This window comes from Caballeronia sp. LZ033 (genome assembly GCF_031451265.1).
Lineage (GTDB): Bacteria > Pseudomonadota > Gammaproteobacteria > Burkholderiales > Burkholderiaceae > Caballeronia.
This window is the reverse complement of record NZ_JARUXQ010000001.1, coordinates 3,131,606-3,147,586: the sequence shown is the minus strand read 5'-3', so window position 1 is coordinate 3,147,586 and position 15,981 is coordinate 3,131,606. Positions and strand designations below refer to the sequence as shown.

At 63.2% G+C, this 15,981-nt stretch carries 16 protein-coding genes; 4 read left to right on the top strand and 12 right to left on the bottom strand.

Annotated elements, in window-relative coordinates:
- Nucleotides 1-64: 64 nt before the first annotated feature.
- The 3 genes from QCE62_RS14730 to flgL all read left to right on the top strand — a co-directional run bounded on the left by QCE62_RS14730 (nt 65) and on the right by flgL (nt 4,354).
- Complete coding sequence (locus QCE62_RS14730; RefSeq protein WP_309919140.1) at nt 65-817, top strand: flagellar regulator YcgR PilZN domain-containing protein; 753 nt, start codon at nt 65-67, stop codon at nt 815-817.
- A gap of 350 nt (nt 818-1,167) precedes the next feature.
- Nucleotides 1,168-3,108, top strand: coding sequence for a flagellar hook-associated protein FlgK (flgK, locus tag QCE62_RS14725; protein ID WP_309919137.1), 1,941 nt, complete (start codon nt 1,168-1,170; stop codon nt 3,106-3,108).
- Between the two features lie 10 nt (nt 3,109-3,118).
- Nucleotides 3,119-4,354, top strand: a complete 1,236-nt coding sequence (flgL, locus tag QCE62_RS14720) for a flagellar hook-associated protein FlgL (protein ID WP_309919134.1) — start codon at nt 3,119-3,121, stop codon at nt 4,352-4,354.
- A 121-nt stretch (nt 4,355-4,475) separates the two neighbouring features.
- Here the strand turns inward: flgL and QCE62_RS14715 are convergent, their stop codons facing one another.
- The 9 genes from QCE62_RS14715 to QCE62_RS14675 all read right to left on the bottom strand — a co-directional run bounded on the left by QCE62_RS14715 (nt 4,476) and on the right by QCE62_RS14675 (nt 10,504).
- Nucleotides 4,476-4,655 carry a hypothetical protein gene (locus QCE62_RS14715; protein WP_309919131.1) on the bottom strand — a complete coding sequence of 60 codons (180 nt, stop codon included), beginning with the start codon at nt 4,653-4,655 and terminating at the stop codon, nt 4,476-4,478.
- Between the two features lie 136 nt (nt 4,656-4,791).
- Complete coding sequence (gene fliR, locus QCE62_RS14710) at nt 4,792-5,586, bottom strand: flagellar biosynthetic protein FliR (RefSeq protein WP_309919128.1); 795 nt, start codon at nt 5,584-5,586, stop codon at nt 4,792-4,794.
- 8 nt (nt 5,587-5,594) lie between these two features.
- Nucleotides 5,595-5,864 (bottom strand): flagellar biosynthesis protein FliQ, encoded by a 270-nt coding sequence (fliQ, locus tag QCE62_RS14705; protein ID WP_008352562.1) that lies wholly within the window; start codon nt 5,862-5,864, stop codon nt 5,595-5,597.
- A gap of 10 nt (nt 5,865-5,874) precedes the next feature.
- The gene (gene fliP / locus QCE62_RS14700; RefSeq protein WP_409017857.1) at nt 5,875-6,582 is read right to left on the bottom strand and encodes a flagellar type III secretion system pore protein FliP; all 708 of its coding nucleotides are present in this window, start codon (nt 6,580-6,582) and stop codon (nt 5,875-5,877) included.
- 338 nt (nt 6,583-6,920) lie between these two features.
- Nucleotides 6,921-7,427 carry a flagellar biosynthetic protein FliO gene (gene fliO, locus QCE62_RS14695; protein ID WP_309919125.1) on the bottom strand — a complete coding sequence of 169 codons (507 nt, stop codon included), beginning with the start codon at nt 7,425-7,427 and terminating at the stop codon, nt 6,921-6,923.
- A complete protein-coding gene (fliN, locus tag QCE62_RS14690; protein ID WP_309919123.1) occupies nt 7,424-7,858 on the bottom strand; it encodes a flagellar motor switch protein FliN in 435 nt (144 codons plus the stop codon). The genes fliO and fliN overlap by 4 nt, the downstream gene beginning before the upstream one ends.
- Nucleotides 7,851-8,849, bottom strand: coding sequence for a flagellar motor switch protein FliM (fliM, locus tag QCE62_RS14685; RefSeq protein ID WP_309898259.1), 999 nt, complete (start codon nt 8,847-8,849; stop codon nt 7,851-7,853). The genes fliN and fliM overlap by 8 nt, the downstream gene beginning before the upstream one ends.
- A gap of 24 nt (nt 8,850-8,873) precedes the next feature.
- Nucleotides 8,874-9,362, bottom strand: coding sequence for a flagellar basal body-associated protein FliL (gene fliL / locus QCE62_RS14680; RefSeq protein WP_309810727.1), 489 nt, complete (start codon nt 9,360-9,362; stop codon nt 8,874-8,876).
- 239 nt (nt 9,363-9,601) lie between these two features.
- Entirely contained in the window at nt 9,602-10,504 is a 903-nt protein-coding gene (locus tag QCE62_RS14675; protein ID WP_309919121.1) for a trypsin-like serine protease, read from the bottom strand.
- 831 nt (nt 10,505-11,335) lie between these two features.
- Between QCE62_RS14675 and QCE62_RS14670 the strand changes: the two genes are divergently transcribed.
- Nucleotides 11,336-12,427, top strand: coding sequence for a hypothetical protein (locus tag QCE62_RS14670; RefSeq protein WP_309919118.1), 1,092 nt, complete (start codon nt 11,336-11,338; stop codon nt 12,425-12,427).
- Nucleotides 12,428-12,462: 35 nt separating this feature from the next.
- Here the strand turns inward: QCE62_RS14670 and QCE62_RS14665 are convergent, their stop codons facing one another.
- The 3 genes from QCE62_RS14665 to fliI form a co-directional block, all read right to left on the bottom strand.
- Nucleotides 12,463-13,875, bottom strand: coding sequence for a flagellar hook-length control protein FliK (locus QCE62_RS14665; protein ID WP_309919115.1), 1,413 nt, complete (start codon nt 13,873-13,875; stop codon nt 12,463-12,465).
- A 37-nt stretch (nt 13,876-13,912) separates the two neighbouring features.
- Entirely contained in the window at nt 13,913-14,368 is a 456-nt protein-coding gene (gene fliJ / locus QCE62_RS14660) for a flagellar export protein FliJ (protein ID WP_309810704.1), read from the bottom strand.
- Nucleotides 14,369-14,432: 64 nt separating this feature from the next.
- A complete protein-coding gene (gene fliI / locus QCE62_RS14655) occupies nt 14,433-15,944 on the bottom strand; it encodes a flagellar protein export ATPase FliI (protein ID WP_309919870.1) in 1,512 nt (503 codons plus the stop codon).
- Between the last annotated feature and the right edge of the window lie 37 nt (nt 15,945-15,981).

Sequence of the window (15,981 nt, the reverse complement as noted above, 5' to 3'; positions counted from 1 at the left end):
TGGAGCGACGCGCGGCGTTCGGGGATAAGGGCAATGCGCGAGCACAGAGAATACGGCCAGCACCATGAACACCAATCAAAAACATGACGTTGCCGACGATGATGTTGCACCGATCGTTGATTTCGGACGGCGCAATCCGCTGGAAATCGGCGTTGCGCTGCGCAATCTCGCCAATCGTGGTGACTTCCTCACCGCGCAATACGGCGACGGCCAGATCGTCACCCGCCTGCTTGACGTCGATGTGACGGCGCATCGCTTCACCTTCGACTGGGGCGGCGTCGCGGAACAGAATCGCGGCGTGCTGGCGGCACAAAAGCTCGTTTTTCATGCGGCGCCCGAAGGCGTGCGCGTCGAGTTCACCACGGCCCGGCCGCGCGAAACCGTCTTCGACGGCCGGCCCGCGTTCGAAGTCGAGTTCCCCACGGTGCTCTACTACATGCAGCGGCGCGAGTACTTCCGCGTCGAAGCGCCGGTGCTCGATCCTTACATCTGCACGGGCGTGCTTCCGGACGGGGAGCGTTTCCGCTTCGAGGTGCACGACCTTTCGCTGGGCGGCGTCGCGCTGCGCACGACGGATGAGCGTGTCGCGGGACTGGAGATGGGCATCGTGCTGGAAGATGCCGAACTGCATTTCAGCGCGAACGGCAAGGTCACGCTGGACATGATGCTGGTGTCGCATCGCGAATCGACGACGCCCAAGGGTGATCGCCGCTATACGATCGGCTTCAAGTTCACGTCGATGCCGGGATCGGCGGAAAACACGCTGCAACGGCTGATCACGCAGCTCGAGATGAAGCGGCGCTCGCTGGCGAAGTAACGCGTTCGCGGCGTAACTGGCTGAGTAATTCAGCTCCATGCCCCTGTGCGGGGCGGCAGGCAACTGCCGTCTTGCCCAGGGGCATCGTCTTTCATGGGCCATCTGAACGACCGCACGTCGAATCAGCAGAATTGACCTGTAAACCCCGCGCTCTTCGCTCAATAGCGATTGACATCGGCCGTCGATAATTTCCCATCGCGACAAGCGTCCAGCGTTTGCATCGAATTCAAGATCACTCCGATAACCCGATGCGAGCCACGCGTGAAGCTCAATTTCCTCGGCGTCCGGCCGATATACAAGGCAATCATGCGGCAGCGCTCGATTCCACGCCGCCTCAACAGGATTCACGCATGTCCAATAATATTTTCAGCATTGGTCTTTCGGGTCTGAATGCGGCCCAGTGGGGCCTGACGACGACGGGTCAGAACATCAGCAATGCCGCGACGCCCGGCTATACGCTCGAAAAGGTCCAGTATCAGGAAGCGGCCGGCCAATACACCGGTTCCGGCTATCTCGGCAATGGCGTGCAGGCGACGACCGTCACGCGTCAATACAGCCAGTACCTGACGACCCAGGTCAACAACACGCAGGCGTCGAGCAGCGCGGCGAGCACGTACTACTCGCTGATCTCGCAGCTCAACAATCTCGTGGGCGATCCGACCAAGGGCATCGCAACGGGCATCACCAATTACTTCTCCGGCCTGCAGTCCGTCGCGAACTCGGCGAGCAGCACCGCCGTGCGTCAGTCGCTGATGAGCAGCGCGCAGACGCTCGCCGACCAGATCAATTCGGCGGGCGAGCAATACGACCAGCTGCGCCAGAGCGTCAACACGCAGCTGACGAGCGCGGTCTCGCAGATCAACAGCTACTCGCAGCAGATCGCGGATCTCAACAAGCAGATCGACGTCGCCACGGCGGGCGGCCAGCAGCCGAACCAGTTGCTCGACCAGCGCGATCAGCTCGTCACGAACCTCAGTTCGATGATCGGCGTGCAGGTCGTGTCGCAAGGCAACAGCTACAACGTGTTCATCGGCAACGGGCAGCCGCTCGTCGTCGGCAATACGCAATACGGCTTGCAAACGGTGAATTCGCCGTCGGATCCGAGCGAGCTGACCGTCGCCTTCCAGAGCCGCGACGGTTCGCCGCAGACGCCCGCGAACACCCAGTACATCGACGATTCGGCCCTAACGGGCGGCGTGGTCGGCGGCCTCATTTCGTTCCGCTCGCAGACCCTCGACCCGGCCGAAGCGCAGCTCGGCGCCATCGCCACGAGCTTCAGCAGCCAGCTGAACAGCCAGAACAAGCTCGGCCTCGACCTCAACGGTGTCCAGGGCACGGACCTGTTCGCGGCCGGCAGCCCGAACATCGTGACCAACGCGCGCAACCAGGGCACGGGCACCGTGAGCGCGTCGATCGTCGACGGCACGCAGCCGCCGACCAACGACTTCGCCGTCACCTACAACGGCACCACCTTCAACGTGACCGATCCGGCGACCGGCAATTCGCTCGGCACGATCGATCCCGGCACCGACAAGACCATCAACGGCCTGAAGATCACCGTGCCGGCCGCCGCCGATGTGAAGCAGGGCGACTCGTTCACGATCCAGCCGACGCGCGCCGCACTCGACGCGTTCAAGCTCACGACGACCAACGGCGCCGCAGTGGCCGCGGCTTCGCCGGCGGTGACCTCGGCGGGCAGCTCGAACACCGGCACGGCGACGATCTCGTCGGCGACGGTCACGACCGGCTACTCGATGCCGTCGGACATCAAGCTCACGTACAGCGCGTCGGCGGGCGGCTTCACGTCGAGCGTCGATGTGACGGTCGGCGGCACCAGCTACACGGCGGGCACGACCATTCCGTACAACGCGTCGAACGGCATGACGGTCACGGCGAACGGCATCTCCGCCACCATCAGCGGCACGCCGAAGGACAACGACGCGTTCACGATCGCGCAGAACAAGGGCGGCACGAGCGACGGCAGCAACGCGCTCGCGATGTCCAACCTGGTCTCGACCAAGTCGTTCAACGGCGGCACCGACACGCTCACGAGCTCGTACGCGAACTACGTGAACACGATCGGCAACCAGACCAACCAGCTCAAGGCGACGAGCACGGCGCAGACCGCGCTGCTCTCGCAAGCCACGACGGCGCAGCAATCGGTGCAGGGCGTGAACCTGAACGAGGAAGCGGCCAACCTGATTCAGTATCAGCAGCTCTATCAAGCGAACAGCAAGGTGATCCAGACCGCCGCGACGCTGTTCCAGTCGCTGCTCGGCATGTTCAACTGAGGCAAACGCAATGCGTATTTCCAGTTCCCAGTACTTCAACATGAACGTCGCTTCGATGAGCGACCAGCAAAGCACGCTCGCGTCGATGTATCAGCAGATCTCGTCGGGCAAGCGCATCCTCACGGCGTCCGACGATCCGCTCGGCGCCGCCCAGGCCGTGCAGCTGACCCTGAAGAGCGGCGCGCTCGCGCAATACAGCACGAACCAGACGACCGCGCTGTCCTCGCTGCAACAGGAAGACTCCACGCTCGGCACCGTGAGCACGGTCCTGCAAAGCATCCAGACCAAGATCGTGCAGGCCGGCGACGGTTCGCTCACCGATGCGGACCGCACCTCGGTCGCGACCGCGATCCAGGGCTTGCGCGACCAGCTCTTCGGTCTCGCGAACACCACGGACAGCAACGGCAACTACATCTTCTCCGGCCTGAAGGGCAGCACGGCGCCGTTCACCAACAATTCGTCGGGCGTCGGCACGACCTATTCGGGCGACTTCGGCCAGCGCTCGGTGCAGATCAGCGAAGGCCGTTCGATTTCGGTGGGCGACACGGGCGTGTCGATTTTCCAGAGCGTCTCGCCGACGGAAAGCGATCCCGTCTCGAGCGCCGGCAGCCAGAACACCGGTACCGGCACGGTCAGCGCGGTGAGCGTGACCGACGCCAGCAACGCCGGCAATGCGAGCCAATACAAGATCACCTTCGCGGTGTCGCAAACGGACGGCACGACGACCTATTCGGTCGAATCCACGCCGCCCGACAACACGCTGCCGACCAACGTGGCTTATACCGGCAAGACGGACATCAAGCTGGGCGGCCAGAGCGTGACCATCGACGGCACGCCGGGCGACGGCGACACGTTCAGCGTGCAGCCGGCGGCCACCGATAACAACGATATCTTCGCGACGCTCGACAACATCGTGGCGGCGCTCAAGCAGCCGACCGGCACGCCGGGCGCGCAAGCTGCGCTGACGAACGCATTGAGCACGGCCGGAACCAAGGTCAACAACACGTTCAATAATGTGCTGGCGGCGCAGACGGTCGTGGGCGGGCGTGAACAGGAAGTGCAATCGACGCAGACGTCGATGCAGACCAGCCAGACGCAGACGGCAAGCGACATCGCCAATCTCACGAGCATCGACCTGGTGTCGGCGATCAGCCAGTACGAGCTGACGCAGACCTCGCTGCAAGCAGCCCAGATGGCGTTCTCGCAGATCCAGAAGATGTCGTTGTTCGATTACATCGGGAGTTGATTGGGGCGGTTTTTGCCGGACCTTGATCTTGAGGAGCATCGCGGAAGCGCGATGCTCTTTTTTTTATTGGCGCGCGACAGGCGGGTGCGCTCTTAACCCCGCCTGCCGGACCAGGGAGCGATCAGACGCGGGATTTCGAATTGCCTCGAGAGACTTCGCCCTGCAGCACGATGACGTTGTTCCCGTCGATGTTGCTTTGCGTGACGGCGTTGATGGTCTTCGCCGCGCCTCCCGACACCAGCGAATAGTGAAGCTGGCTTCGATCGATCTTCTGCATCGTGACTGAATGACGTTGGTGCATGACTGCTTCCTTATAAGAATTGGACGATAGAAATTTCGTCAGGCGGCAGACTACAGCGATCCAACGTCGAAGGCGTTACGGGAATTCCGAGATATCGTTGCCTGACGGCATGAGCCGGAACATGTCGATGCGCGCGTCAGTGCATCGCGCCGGCGATTCGCCCGATTTGCCCGAGCCCCACGTCGAAGATGCGCTGAAAGAAGGGCATCAGGTTCGGCACCATGAGTTGCAGCAGCAACAAGCCGACCAGCATGGTCACCGGAAAGCCGACCTGGAAGATGCCGATTTGCGGCGCGGCCCGGTTCAGAATGCCGAGCGCGAGATTGGCGGTGAGCAGCGCGGCGACGATCGGCAGCGCGAGCAGCAAGCCCGTCGAGAAGACGCTGGCGCCATAACCCACCAGCACGCGCCAGCCTTGCGCATGCGCGGCCGAGGCCACGACGTTCACATCCACCGGCACGCTCTGGAACGTCGAGACCAGCGCGCTGACCAGCTGCAGATGGCCGTCGAAGACGAGGAAGGCGAGCATCGCCAGCGTGTTGAGATAGCGCGACACCACCACGGCATTGCCGCCGGCGCGCGGATCGTAGAGCATCGCGAAGCCGAGGCCCATCTGCTGGCCGATGAACTCGCCCGCCGCATCCACAGCGGCGAACGCAACCTGCATCGTCATGCCGATGGCCGCGCCAATCAGGAACTGGTTGACGATGATCCAGATGCCCGCCGACGAGAACACTGTCACCTGCGGCATGGCGCCGAGCGTCGGCGCGATGATCAGCGCGACGAACGCGGCCAGCGCGATCTTCACGCGCATCGGGATCGCCATGTGGCTCAGCACCGGCGCCGTGCCAATCAGCGCGAGAATGCGCACGAACGGCCACAGGAATGCCGTGAGCCAGCCGTTCAGTTGCGCATAGGTGACGGAGAACATCGAGGCGCTCAGCCCGTGATCGCGGGCGTGATGGTGAAGACGTGACGCATGTAGTCGAGCAGCGTCGAGAGCATCCAGGGCCCGGCGATCACCAGCGTGACCGCCACCGCGATCAGCTTCGGAATGAAGGAGAGCGTCGATTCGTTGATCTGCGTGGCGGCCTGGAACAGGCTCACCACCAGACCCACGACCAGCGCGACCAGCAGCAGCGGCGCGGCCAGCAACAAGGCGACATACATCGCCTGATGGGCCATCGTCATGACGGATTCGGGCGTCATCTGTCGATCCTCAGGAAACGAAGCTCTGCGCGAGCGAGCCGATCAGCAACTGCCAGCCGTCGACGAGCACGAACAACATCAGCTTGAACGGCAGCGCGATCGTGGTGGGCGACACCATCATCATGCCCATCGACATCAGCACGCTCGCCACCACCATGTCGATGATCAGGAACGGGATGAAGATCGTGAAACCGATCTGGAAGCCGGTCTTCAGCTCGCTCGTGACGAACGAAGGCACCAGCAGCGACAGCGGCACGTCCTCGGGGCCGTTCATCGGCGCGGCGTGCGAGATGCGGGCGAACAGCGCGAGATCCGCCTCGCGGGTCTGCTTCAGCATGAACTGCTTGAACGGCGCGACGCCGCGCGTCATGGCCTGATCCATCGTGATCTGGCCTTCGGAGAAGGGCTTGTAGGCGTCGTTGTAGGCCTTGTCGAGCACCGGCGACATCACGAAGAACGAGAGGAACAGCGCGAGGCCGACGAGCACCTGGTTCGGCGGCGTGCTCGTCGTGCCGAGCGCCTGGCGCAGCAGCGACAGCACGATGATGATGCGCGTGAAGCTCGTCATCATCAGGACCATCGCGGGGAGGAACGAGAGCATCGTCAGCAGCAGCATTGTCTGCACGCTGAGCGAATAGGTCGTGCCGCCGTTCGGGCCGGGGCTGGTGTTGAACGCGGGGAGACCCGCCGTGCTTTGTGCGAAGGCGAGATACGGCATCAGACCGATCACGACCGGAAGCGCGAGCTTCACGCCGCGCACGATGTTGCGACTGACCCGCATTACTTGCTCCCGCCGACGAACTGCTTGAGACGCTTGCCCGCGATGCCCGCAAGGACATCGACGAAGCGCTGACCGTGGAAAACGATGAAGGTGATAGCCATGAAATCCTGCCTTTTTCGATAGGCTGAATTGTTGACTATCCGGGGGCGCGACGATGACGCGAACAGAGGGGAAAACCCGCGCTAACTCGTTCTATTGCAAACGAGGCTGCGAGACTGTAAACGCGCATCGGGCGTGGTCCTCGCGGAGCACGCCCGATGCCGATGACCTGCGCGTTACTTGACGAACTTCTGCAGGCGCTTGTTCGCTTCGCCGGCGAGGGCGTCGCGGAACCGCTGGCCGAAGCCGCCGGACACGGTTTGTGCCGCGCCCGGAACAGGGACGCCGATGCCGTCCGCGTCCGCTGATCCGGCGGGCATCGTGTGCAGCAGGCGCACGTTGCCGGGACCGGCGCCGAGCACGAGCCACGTATCGCCCACTTCGATCACCGCAACCCGTTCCTTGTTGCCGAGCGACGCGCCGCCCACCACTTTCACGAGCCCGCTGCGCTTGCCGCCCTGATAGCCGAACTTGCGCGCGAGCCACGCGCAGCCGAACACGAAGCCGATCACGACCGCGAGTCCGACGAGCGTCTGCAACACGGCGCCGAAGCCGAGCGACGGCACCGCGGTGCCCGCGCCGACGCCCGAGGCGATCTGCGCGGCGTGATTCACCGCGTTCATGTCGGCGGCATGCACGAGAAGAGGCGCGGCGAAAAGCAGCGCGGCGACCACGCGTTTCATCGATTCAGCTTCCGGATGCGTTCAGACGGCGTGATGATGTCGGTCAGGCGGATGCCGAACTTGTCGTTGACGACGACCACTTCGCCTTGAGCGATCAGGCAGCCGTTGACCAGCACGTCCATCGGCTCGCCGGCGAGGCCGTCGAGTTCCACGACCGAACCTTGTGCGAGTTGCAGCAGGTTGCGGATGGCAATCTTCGTGCGCCCGAGCTCCACCGTCATCTGCACGGGGATGTCGAGAATCATGTCGATGTCGTTGCGCGTGGACGGCGCGGCGGCCTTCGACAAGGGCTGGAACACGCCGGCCGTAGCCACCGCCGGCGTTTCGTTGCCGTTCTGTTCGGCGAGGGCGCTGGCCCAGTCGTCCATGATGGCGTCGTCGGCCTTGGCGTCCGCGCCGGGCAACGTGCCTTCCTGCATCAGATCACTCATATCCACCTTCCTTCATCGTATCGCTCGCGCTGACCATTTTTTGCACGCGCAGCGCGTATTGCCCATTGAAAATTCCGTAGCCGCATTCCATGACCGGCACGCCGTCCACCTTCGCCGTCACATGCTCGGGGATGTCGATCGGCAGCACGTCGCCGGCGCGCATGTTCAGCAACTGCTCGAACGACGAGCGGATTTCAGCAAGGTCCACCGTCAGTTCCACTTCCGCCGACTGCACCTGCTGCGACAGCACGCGCACCCAGCGGCGGTCCACTTCGAGCGCTTCGCCCTGGATCGGCGAGGACAGCACGTCGCGGATCGGCTCGATCATCGAGTACGGCATGCAGATGTGCAGCGTGCCGCCCGTCGAGCCGAATTCGATCGTGAACTGCGTCACGATGACAATCTCGTTCGGCGTCGCGACGTTGGCGAACTGCGTGTGCATCTCCGAACGCATGTATTCGAACTGGAGCGGCTTCACGCTGCGCCACGAGGTCGCGTAATGCTCGAACACCAGGTTGAGCAGCTTGCTGATGATGCGCTGCTCGGTCTGCGTGAACTCGCGTCCCTCGACGCGCGTATGGAAGCGCCCGTCGCCGCCGAACAGGTTGTCGACCACGAAGAACACGAGGTTCGGGTCGAACACGAACAGCGACGTGCCGCGCAAGGGCTTCACGTGGACCAGGTTGAGGTTGGTCGGGATCGGCAGGTTGCGGGTGAATTCGCTGTACTTCTGCACCTTCACCGGACCGACGGAGATTTCCGCCGAACGCCGCATGAAGTTGAAGATGCCCACGCGCATCAGGCGCGCGAAGCGGTCGTTGATGATTTCGAGGCCGGGCATCCGGCCGCGGACGATGCGTTCCTGCGTCGCGATGTTGTAGGGACGGACGCCGACGGGTTTGGTCTCGTCGGAGACCTGGTCGATTTCGCCGGTGACGCCCTTGAGGAGGGCATCGACCTCCTCTTGCGACATGAACTCTTCGTGGCCCATGAACTTTTACTCGCTGATGCGGCGTTACTGAACGACGAACTCGGTGAACAGCACTTCCTCGACGCGCACCGGCTTTTCAGCGGTGCTCGCGGCCGTTTCGACGGCGGCGCGCAGTTCGTTGGCGAGCTGTTTCTTGCCGTCGACGGTGGCGAGGTCGTCGGGACGCTTGCCCGAAAGCAGAAGCAGCACGCGGCTGCGGACTTCGGGCATGTGCTCGGTGACCAGCAATTGCACTTTCTCGTCGTGCAGCTTGAGCGTGAGGCCCGCGCGCAGGTAGTGCATGGTGCCGTCGTCGGACTGGAGGTTCACGGTGAGCGAATCGAGCGGGAAGAACACGGGCGGCGGCTCCGGAGCGGGCTTGGCCGGGCCATGGTTCTTGCCGAGGAAGAAGTAGGCGCCGCCTGCGCCCGCGCCGAGCAGAACCATCGCGCCGATGGCGATGATCAGGATCTTCTTGAACTTGCCGCCCTTGGCGGGAACGATGGGTTGCTGGTTTGCGGTCGTGGTAGCCATGAATGCGTGCCTCTTTCGATAGGGTGAATTGTTGGCTATCGCGGTGTAAAGCGATGGGTCGAACAGAGGGGGGATTAGGGGCTATTCCATCTGATTGATGGAGCCCTTGGGTCGGGCGTGGTTAGACCGGTTAACGGGGATTTGACGGAAAACTTTTGGCTATTTGGGGGAAGGGAGGAGGGGGTGCGGGGCGGTGCGTGGCCGCCCCGCGCTTCAGGCCTGGTCAGGTCGGCCAGACGTCACGAACCGCTCCACAGGCTGGAGAAGGTGTTGGCAAGCGCCTCGATGATGCTGGCGAGCGCCGATGACGAGCTTTGCGTCGTGCCGGATGTGGATTGCGGTGCGGATCCGAAGGGCGACTGGGTCGTGGTGCCCGAAGCGGCGCGGGTCGTTGAAGTCGCCGGATCCGACGAGGCGTTTCCATCGAACGCGGTGATGCCAGCCTGGATGTAGTCTGAAACCGTACAGGTCGCGGCGGCGTATTCCAGCGGCAGACCGCCGTTGCTGACCGTGCCCACGAGGATGCCGTTGCTATCGACGAGCGGTCCGCCGGAGTCGCCATAGAACCAGACTGTTCGCACCGCCCAATAAGTACCCGCAAGTAGAGAATTCGGGCCGACGCTGTTGAAGGTGATCGGTGTTGTGACGTATTCGCTCTGCGGCAACATTGCGGCTCCGAAAAGCTGCAAGGCGCCGGCTACGATCAGAGACTGCGGCGTCTGGCGATACACCACCACAGGATCGTTCGCGAAATCCGAGATCTTGGGCGACGGGCACTTTTGGGGAAGTTTCAGAGTCTGCGTCCCGCTCGACGAGACCGGACGCTGCAGTTTGATGAGCGCGACATCGATGCCAGGGATTCTTACCCAGCCTGTGTTTTCCACAGTGGACGCGGCTTCCTGGGAAGAAGAGAACGCGCTGCCGTATGACACGCTGATCGATGTCACCGAGCTTGGTTCGGTCAGACAATGCTCCGCGGTAATCACGACGTCACTGCTGACGAGCGCACCCGCGCAAAGATAACTGTTATTGACGTTGAGCTTGACGTAAGCGCCTGCATAATCAGTTGCGGCTGCGTGCGTTAATCCGGAAAATAACGCGGATGCAATGAATGAAAATACTTTGAGCCTTGATTTCAACATGAGTCAATGAGTATTTGGTTGATTCAATTCAGGCGCAACTTTAAGCGCGCCTTTCACTTTTCAGAACGTCATGATTTTCTCGGACCGCCTTGGATCAGATGGGTTTTCTAAATCTGCTCAATATTCGCCACGCAGAAACGAATGCATCAGGCGATGCGGATTCGATACAATCGCGCCTGCGAGCGTTACTGGAGCAGCGCCTTCGACAGCAATGAGTATATGGAAAAGTCCATTGCACGGGCGTGAAAGGCGTTCGCCAATACCGGATCAAGCAAACGGACTAGTCGATCAGCCGAATCGCCTCTTCAAATCGACGAGCTTCTGTTCTTTCTTGTATGAAAAAGAGATTGAAAGTTCGACAATTCCCCGCCGCTACCGCCTTGAAATTTTTCGAAACATTTTAATTTGAGACGCGCGACAGATTTTGATAGGCCGCAACGTGAAAGCAATCGGTCTGGGCGTGACTGGCGTCCGGTTCTGATTAGCTTGCTACGCTGATTAAACGCCACCATGAAAAGAAACGCACCGGGACGCACGCCATTTTTCGCCTTGATCCTCATGCTCGTCCTGGCCTTGGCCGGGTGCGGCGGAAGCAGCAACTCGCCGCAGGCCGCCAGCACCGGGCCGTCGACTTCGAGCGGTCCGACTGCGCCTGCGTCAGGACCGACGCCTGCCTCTGCACCGGCGCCTGCATCGGAACCCGCGTCTGCACCAACGTCGCCGCCGACGCCAGCATCCGGGCCCGCGCCTGCGTCAGCACCAGCCGTTCAGAACGCGCCCGGCACAGTGCAGGGTGTGACAGGCGGAAGCACTGTCACGAAGCCGACCGCGGTGACGGTCTACGGATCATTGTTGGGCGGATCGATAGCCGATCAAAGCAAGCTGATCATCCCGGTGGTCGCACTCGGTTCCCAAACCTTGACTACGCCTTCACCGTTGGTGCTGGACACCGGTTCAGCCGGGATGGTCATCAACGCACAGGACGTGTTTCCTGCGGACATCGTCAGCACCAACGGATTCGTGTTTCCGCCCGGGCAGGACATGCTGACTTATCACGGCATTACTGTGACCAAGATGCAGGTATCCAAGAGCTTCGGCGGAGGCGGCCACACCGACTACGGCAATATCGGTTACGCCACAGTGAAGTTCGGCGGACACGGCGAGCTGACCACGAATCTGATGCCGATCCTGTTCAGCTACAAGACGCTCGACGGCAACGGCCAGCCGCTTGCGCTGGCCTGGCATGGCACGTTCGGGGTCCACGCGGGCGAGTACTCTGGCTCGACAACAGGTGTCCCCTCATCCGGTAGCTTGAACATCTGTTCGCTGCAGTCCATCAATGCAAACGGCTGCGACACCGTGAGTGCGCTGCGTTACCTGAACTATTCCGCAGGCATCAATGCAGGTTTCTCGCTCGGCAATGCAACGCTTGATCCGAATTGCCTCATCACCGCCACGATGACGGGATGCACCCTGCAATCGGCGCTGACGGTGGGGTTAAGTTCCGCCGACGAGCAAGCTTATGCATCGACACCCTTGACCTGTCCTGCTTCTGAAGGTCCCACCGGATCAGACCAGGGCGTTACGGCATGTGATGCCAATATTGCCGGCGTCACGATCAGCGACTCCGACTCCGGTGAGCGTTTCATGACCGAAGTCCTCTTCGATTCCGGCACGCCGAACATGCAGTTCTCGGTACCGCCGACGGCGACATTCCCGCAATCGTTGGCCGCAGGCAGTACAGAGACCTTGACGCTGGCGAGCTCGCCGTTCACCTACAGCTATCAGGCGGACTCGAATCTGCCCTATATCACCTTCTTCCCCAGTTACGAGACATCGAAGAGAACGATTATAGGAATCGGCTTCTTCACTGATCACCGGATGTTTATCGACTTCAGCAGCAATCGAGAGGGCTGGAAGTAAGCGTCGCGCCGCAACCCCGACGCGACCTGGCTTGGTCACGCAAACGTATCGACCAGTCCGACCGTGCGCCGTACCGGCACAGTCACGCTGGCCGTGCCTCCATCGTCGATACCGCCGACACCGCCAATCCCGCTCGTACCACGCGCGCTCCCAGATCCCGAACGCCCGTCACCGCTTTGCTGCTGCGACTGCCGCGCGAACGCCGAGCCATCGGAAACGGACGCGCTGCCGAGGCTGATGCCGTTCGCTTCCATTGCCTCGCGCAACTTCGGCATCGCGGCTTCGACCGCTTCCCGCACCTGCGCATGCTGCGACACGAACAACGCGTGCGCGTGATTCTCGGAAACCTGCAGCGTGACTTGCAGCGGCCCCAGGTCTTTCGGATTGAGCGTCAGTTCCGCGCTTTGCTGATCGGACTTCGACACGAACACGACCTTTTGGCTGAACGCATCGTCCCAGCCGGAAGCGCCAACATGCGGCGCGATTGCTGCGCTGGTGGAAGCCGCCATCGAGCCTTGCGTGCCGGACACGGCCGAACTGCCCGTCGCCGATTGCATCGCCACCGCGTGGGCAGCGGCGTCTGCTGCCTGCTTGTACGCGGCGGTCGCGGCATCGGCGGGCATTGCCGTCGCTGCCTGACCGCCGGCGAGCGCCGCGACATCGGTCTGCGCGGTAGCTGCGTGGGCGTCGGCGCTTGCATTTGCCGCCGAAGACAGTCCGATCAGACCCGCGCCCTTGCCGCCCTTCGCGAACAGACCGGTCTGTTCGTCCCCCTCCTTGCCGGCTTCGCGCGCCGCACCGGCCGCGCCCGTCGCGACGTTCACCGGCAGTGCGGCGGGCGTCTGCTGGTTCAGCGCAGCAAGCGCCGCCTGCAAGGCGTCCTGCGCCGATTTCGCATCGCCGGCCTTTTGCGTGCCGTCGGTGGATTTCGTGTCGTCGCTGGCGCTCGTCGCAGCAGCGGCGGCCGCATCGGTCAGGTCCGTGAGCGTCGGGTCAGTGTCATCGTCGGCATTGGCTGCATCCGCGAGCGCCTTGGCTTTGGCCTGCGAGGCCGCCGCCGCATCCTGCGCGGAGCCTGCGGATTGCGCGGCCGGCTTCGATGCATCGGCCGTCGTGGACTTGCCCGGACGAGCCGCTGCGCCCGTCTTCGCGCCCGCATCGGCTTGATTGGTTTGCGACGCGCCCTGCGCATCGGTGGCGTCGGCGCTCTTCGATGCCGCGTCGGACCGGTCGTCCGGCTTGGGCGCATCGTGCACGCTCGACGTGTCGCCCGACTGCTGCGCCGAGTCGGCCAGCGCGCGGGCGGCCTGTGCGTCGGCGTTGGCGCGGTCGGTGATGCCCTGCAGCGTCAGGCCGAACGACGCCCCCGCGCTCGCCACGCGCTGCGCCGTGGTCTTGCTCGAAGACGAGGCGCCCGACAGCGCGCCAAGGAGAGAAACGGAGGACATGCGTAGCCTCTGGAAATCGGTGGGAATGTTTGATCGGTCAGGACGACGCGCGCTCGGCGCGCATGCGCAGGATCTTGGCCGCGTGTTCGTCGGCTTCGCGCTGTTCGACGCGCGCCGCCTTTTTGGCAAGCATCGCCTCGCCGCGCGCGGCCAGGACTTCGTAGCTGCCGAGTTTCTGCTTCTTCATGCGCCAGTCGGGCTTGGCGGCTTCGATGCGCTGATCGGCCATCAACAGCGCCGTGCGCTGTTGCGCGATCGCCGAATCGAGCGTGTCGACGAACGCCTGAAAATTGCGCAGCGTCTGCGCCGTGGTGCCCTGCTGCGCCGAAGCGGTGAAGCGAGCGTGATACTCGTCCCGATAGGTGATGAGCGAATTCAGCTGCGCTTCGAGGTCGTTTCGCTCCTGCTGGAGCTTGCCGAGTTTCTTCGTCGCGGCGTCGAGTTCTTCGCCCGCGAGTTCGATGAGGGTGTTGATCGGCAGATTCTTGGACATGGCGTGACGGTCCCGTATGGTCTTTCGTTTTTGTCTGACTAATAAAGTGGATACTATTCGAAAACTATTCGAAAAGTTGATTCAACATTTCGATGCTCGGCTTGAATGGCGCCTGCTCCCTGAAACCCTGCTGCAGGAACGACTCCATGCGCGGATACAGCGCGATCGCCCGGTCGAGCAGCTGGTCGCGGCCGCTCGAGTACGCGCCCACGTTGATCAGGTCCTTGTTGCGCTGGTAACGCGACAACATCTGCTTGAACAGGCGCACGCGCTCGAGATGACGGTCGTCGATGAGCGAGGTCATGGCGCGGCTGATCGACTGTTCGATGTCGATCGCGGGATAGTGACCCGCTTCCGCCAGCGAACGATTCAGCACGATGTGGCCGTCGAGAATCGCGCGGGCCGAATCGGCGATCGGGTCCTGCTGGTCGTCGCCTTCTGTGAGCACGGTGTAGAACGCGGTGATCGAGCCGCCGCCCTCCGGGCCGTTCCCGGTCCGCTCGACAAGCGCCGGCAGCTTCGCGAACACCGACGGCGGATAACCCTTGGTCGCGGGCGGCTCGCCGATGGCCAGCGCAATCTCGCGCTGCGCCATCGCGTAACGCGTCAGCGAATCCATCAGCATCAGCACGTGCTTGCCCTGATCGCGGAAATATTCGGCGAGCGAGGTCGTATAGGCGGCGGCCTGCATGCGCAGCACCGGCGAGACGTCGGCGGGCGCGGCGACCACCACCGAGCGCGCGAGGCCGTCTTCGCCCAGGATCTGCTCGATGAATTCCTTCACTTCGCGTCCCCGTTCGCCGATCAGCCCGATCACGATCACTTCCGCGCTCGTGTAGCGCGCCATCGTGCCGAGCAGGACGGACTTGCCGACGCCCGAACCCGCGAACAGGCCCATGCGCTGTCCGCGTCCGACGGTCAGCAGCGAATTGATCGCGCGCACGCCGACGTCGAGCACCTTGTGGATCGGCTCGCGGTTCAGCGGGTTGATGACCGGTGCGGACAGCGGCGCGTCGACGCGCGCGTTGAGCGGACCGAGACCGTCGAGCGGACGGCCCGATGCATCGACCACCCGGCCGAGCATTTCCCAGCCGACCGGCAGGCGCTTGGCGCCCGCCATCGGATCGTTGATCGGCGCGCTTTCGAGCGGATAGACGCGCGCGCCCGGCAGCAGGCCGGCCACTTCGGTGGTCGGCATGAGGAACAGCTTGTCGCCCGAGAAGCCGACGACTTCGGCTTCGGCGCTCGGAATCGCGCTGCCGGGCGGCAGCTCGATCATGCATTCGGAGCCGACGCCCATCTTCAGGCCGACCGCTTCGAGCACGAGGCCGGCGGCGCGCGTCAGGCGGCCGCACGGACGCAGCGGCTTGGCGAGCGCGCTGCGCGTGCGCAGGGCGTCGAGCTTGTCGCGCCACGCGTCGATGTGCGGATTGCCGGCGATATCGGCGAGTTCGGCGATGGTGCGCGCGGCGAGTTCCTCGGGCGTGGGCTCGTCGGCGGCTTCATCGGCGGCGAGCGGGCCGAACGACGCGCGCGCGAGTTCCTGTTCGAGCGCGCTCAGGCCGTCCTGCGTGATGCGGTGCGCGTGCGGGTGGGCGTGCGAATGTGCGTGC

What these genes read in the sequence shown, in the direction of transcription:
- fliP (WP_409017857.1), bottom strand. Translation starts at nt 6,582, where the DNA reads ATGCCGTATCTCGCCTTCGCACAAAGCACGGCGGGTCTCCCCGCGTTC.
- flgL (WP_309919134.1), top strand. Translation starts at nt 3,119, where the DNA reads ATGCGTATTTCCAGTTCCCAGTACTTCAACATGAACGTCGCTTCGATG.
- fliO (WP_309919125.1), bottom strand. Translation starts at nt 7,427, where the DNA reads ATGAAACGCGTGGTCGCCGCGCTGCTTTTCGCCGCGCCTCTTCTCGTG.
- fliN (WP_309919123.1), bottom strand. Translation starts at nt 7,858, where the DNA reads ATGAGTGATCTGATGCAGGAAGGCACGTTGCCCGGCGCGGACGCCAAG.
- QCE62_RS14665 (WP_309919115.1), bottom strand. Translation starts at nt 13,875, where the DNA reads ATGTCCTCCGTTTCTCTCCTTGGCGCGCTGTCGGGCGCCTCGTCTTCG.
- QCE62_RS14730 (WP_309919140.1), top strand. Translation starts at nt 65, where the DNA reads ATGAACACCAATCAAAAACATGACGTTGCCGACGATGATGTTGCACCG.
- flgK (WP_309919137.1), top strand. Translation starts at nt 1,168, where the DNA reads ATGTCCAATAATATTTTCAGCATTGGTCTTTCGGGTCTGAATGCGGCC.
- fliJ (WP_309810704.1), bottom strand. Translation starts at nt 14,368, where the DNA reads ATGTCCAAGAATCTGCCGATCAACACCCTCATCGAACTCGCGGGCGAA.
- QCE62_RS14675 (WP_309919121.1), bottom strand. Translation starts at nt 10,504, where the DNA reads ATGTTGAAATCAAGGCTCAAAGTATTTTCATTCATTGCATCCGCGTTA.
- fliR (WP_309919128.1), bottom strand. Translation starts at nt 5,586, where the DNA reads ATGTTCTCCGTCACCTATGCGCAACTGAACGGCTGGCTCACGGCATTC.
- QCE62_RS14715 (WP_309919131.1), bottom strand. Translation starts at nt 4,655, where the DNA reads ATGCACCAACGTCATTCAGTCACGATGCAGAAGATCGATCGAAGCCAG.
- fliL (WP_309810727.1), bottom strand. Translation starts at nt 9,362, where the DNA reads ATGGCTACCACGACCGCAAACCAGCAACCCATCGTTCCCGCCAAGGGC.
- fliM (WP_309898259.1), bottom strand. Translation starts at nt 8,849, where the DNA reads ATGGGCCACGAAGAGTTCATGTCGCAAGAGGAGGTCGATGCCCTCCTC.
- fliQ (WP_008352562.1), bottom strand. Translation starts at nt 5,864, where the DNA reads ATGACGCCCGAATCCGTCATGACGATGGCCCATCAGGCGATGTATGTC.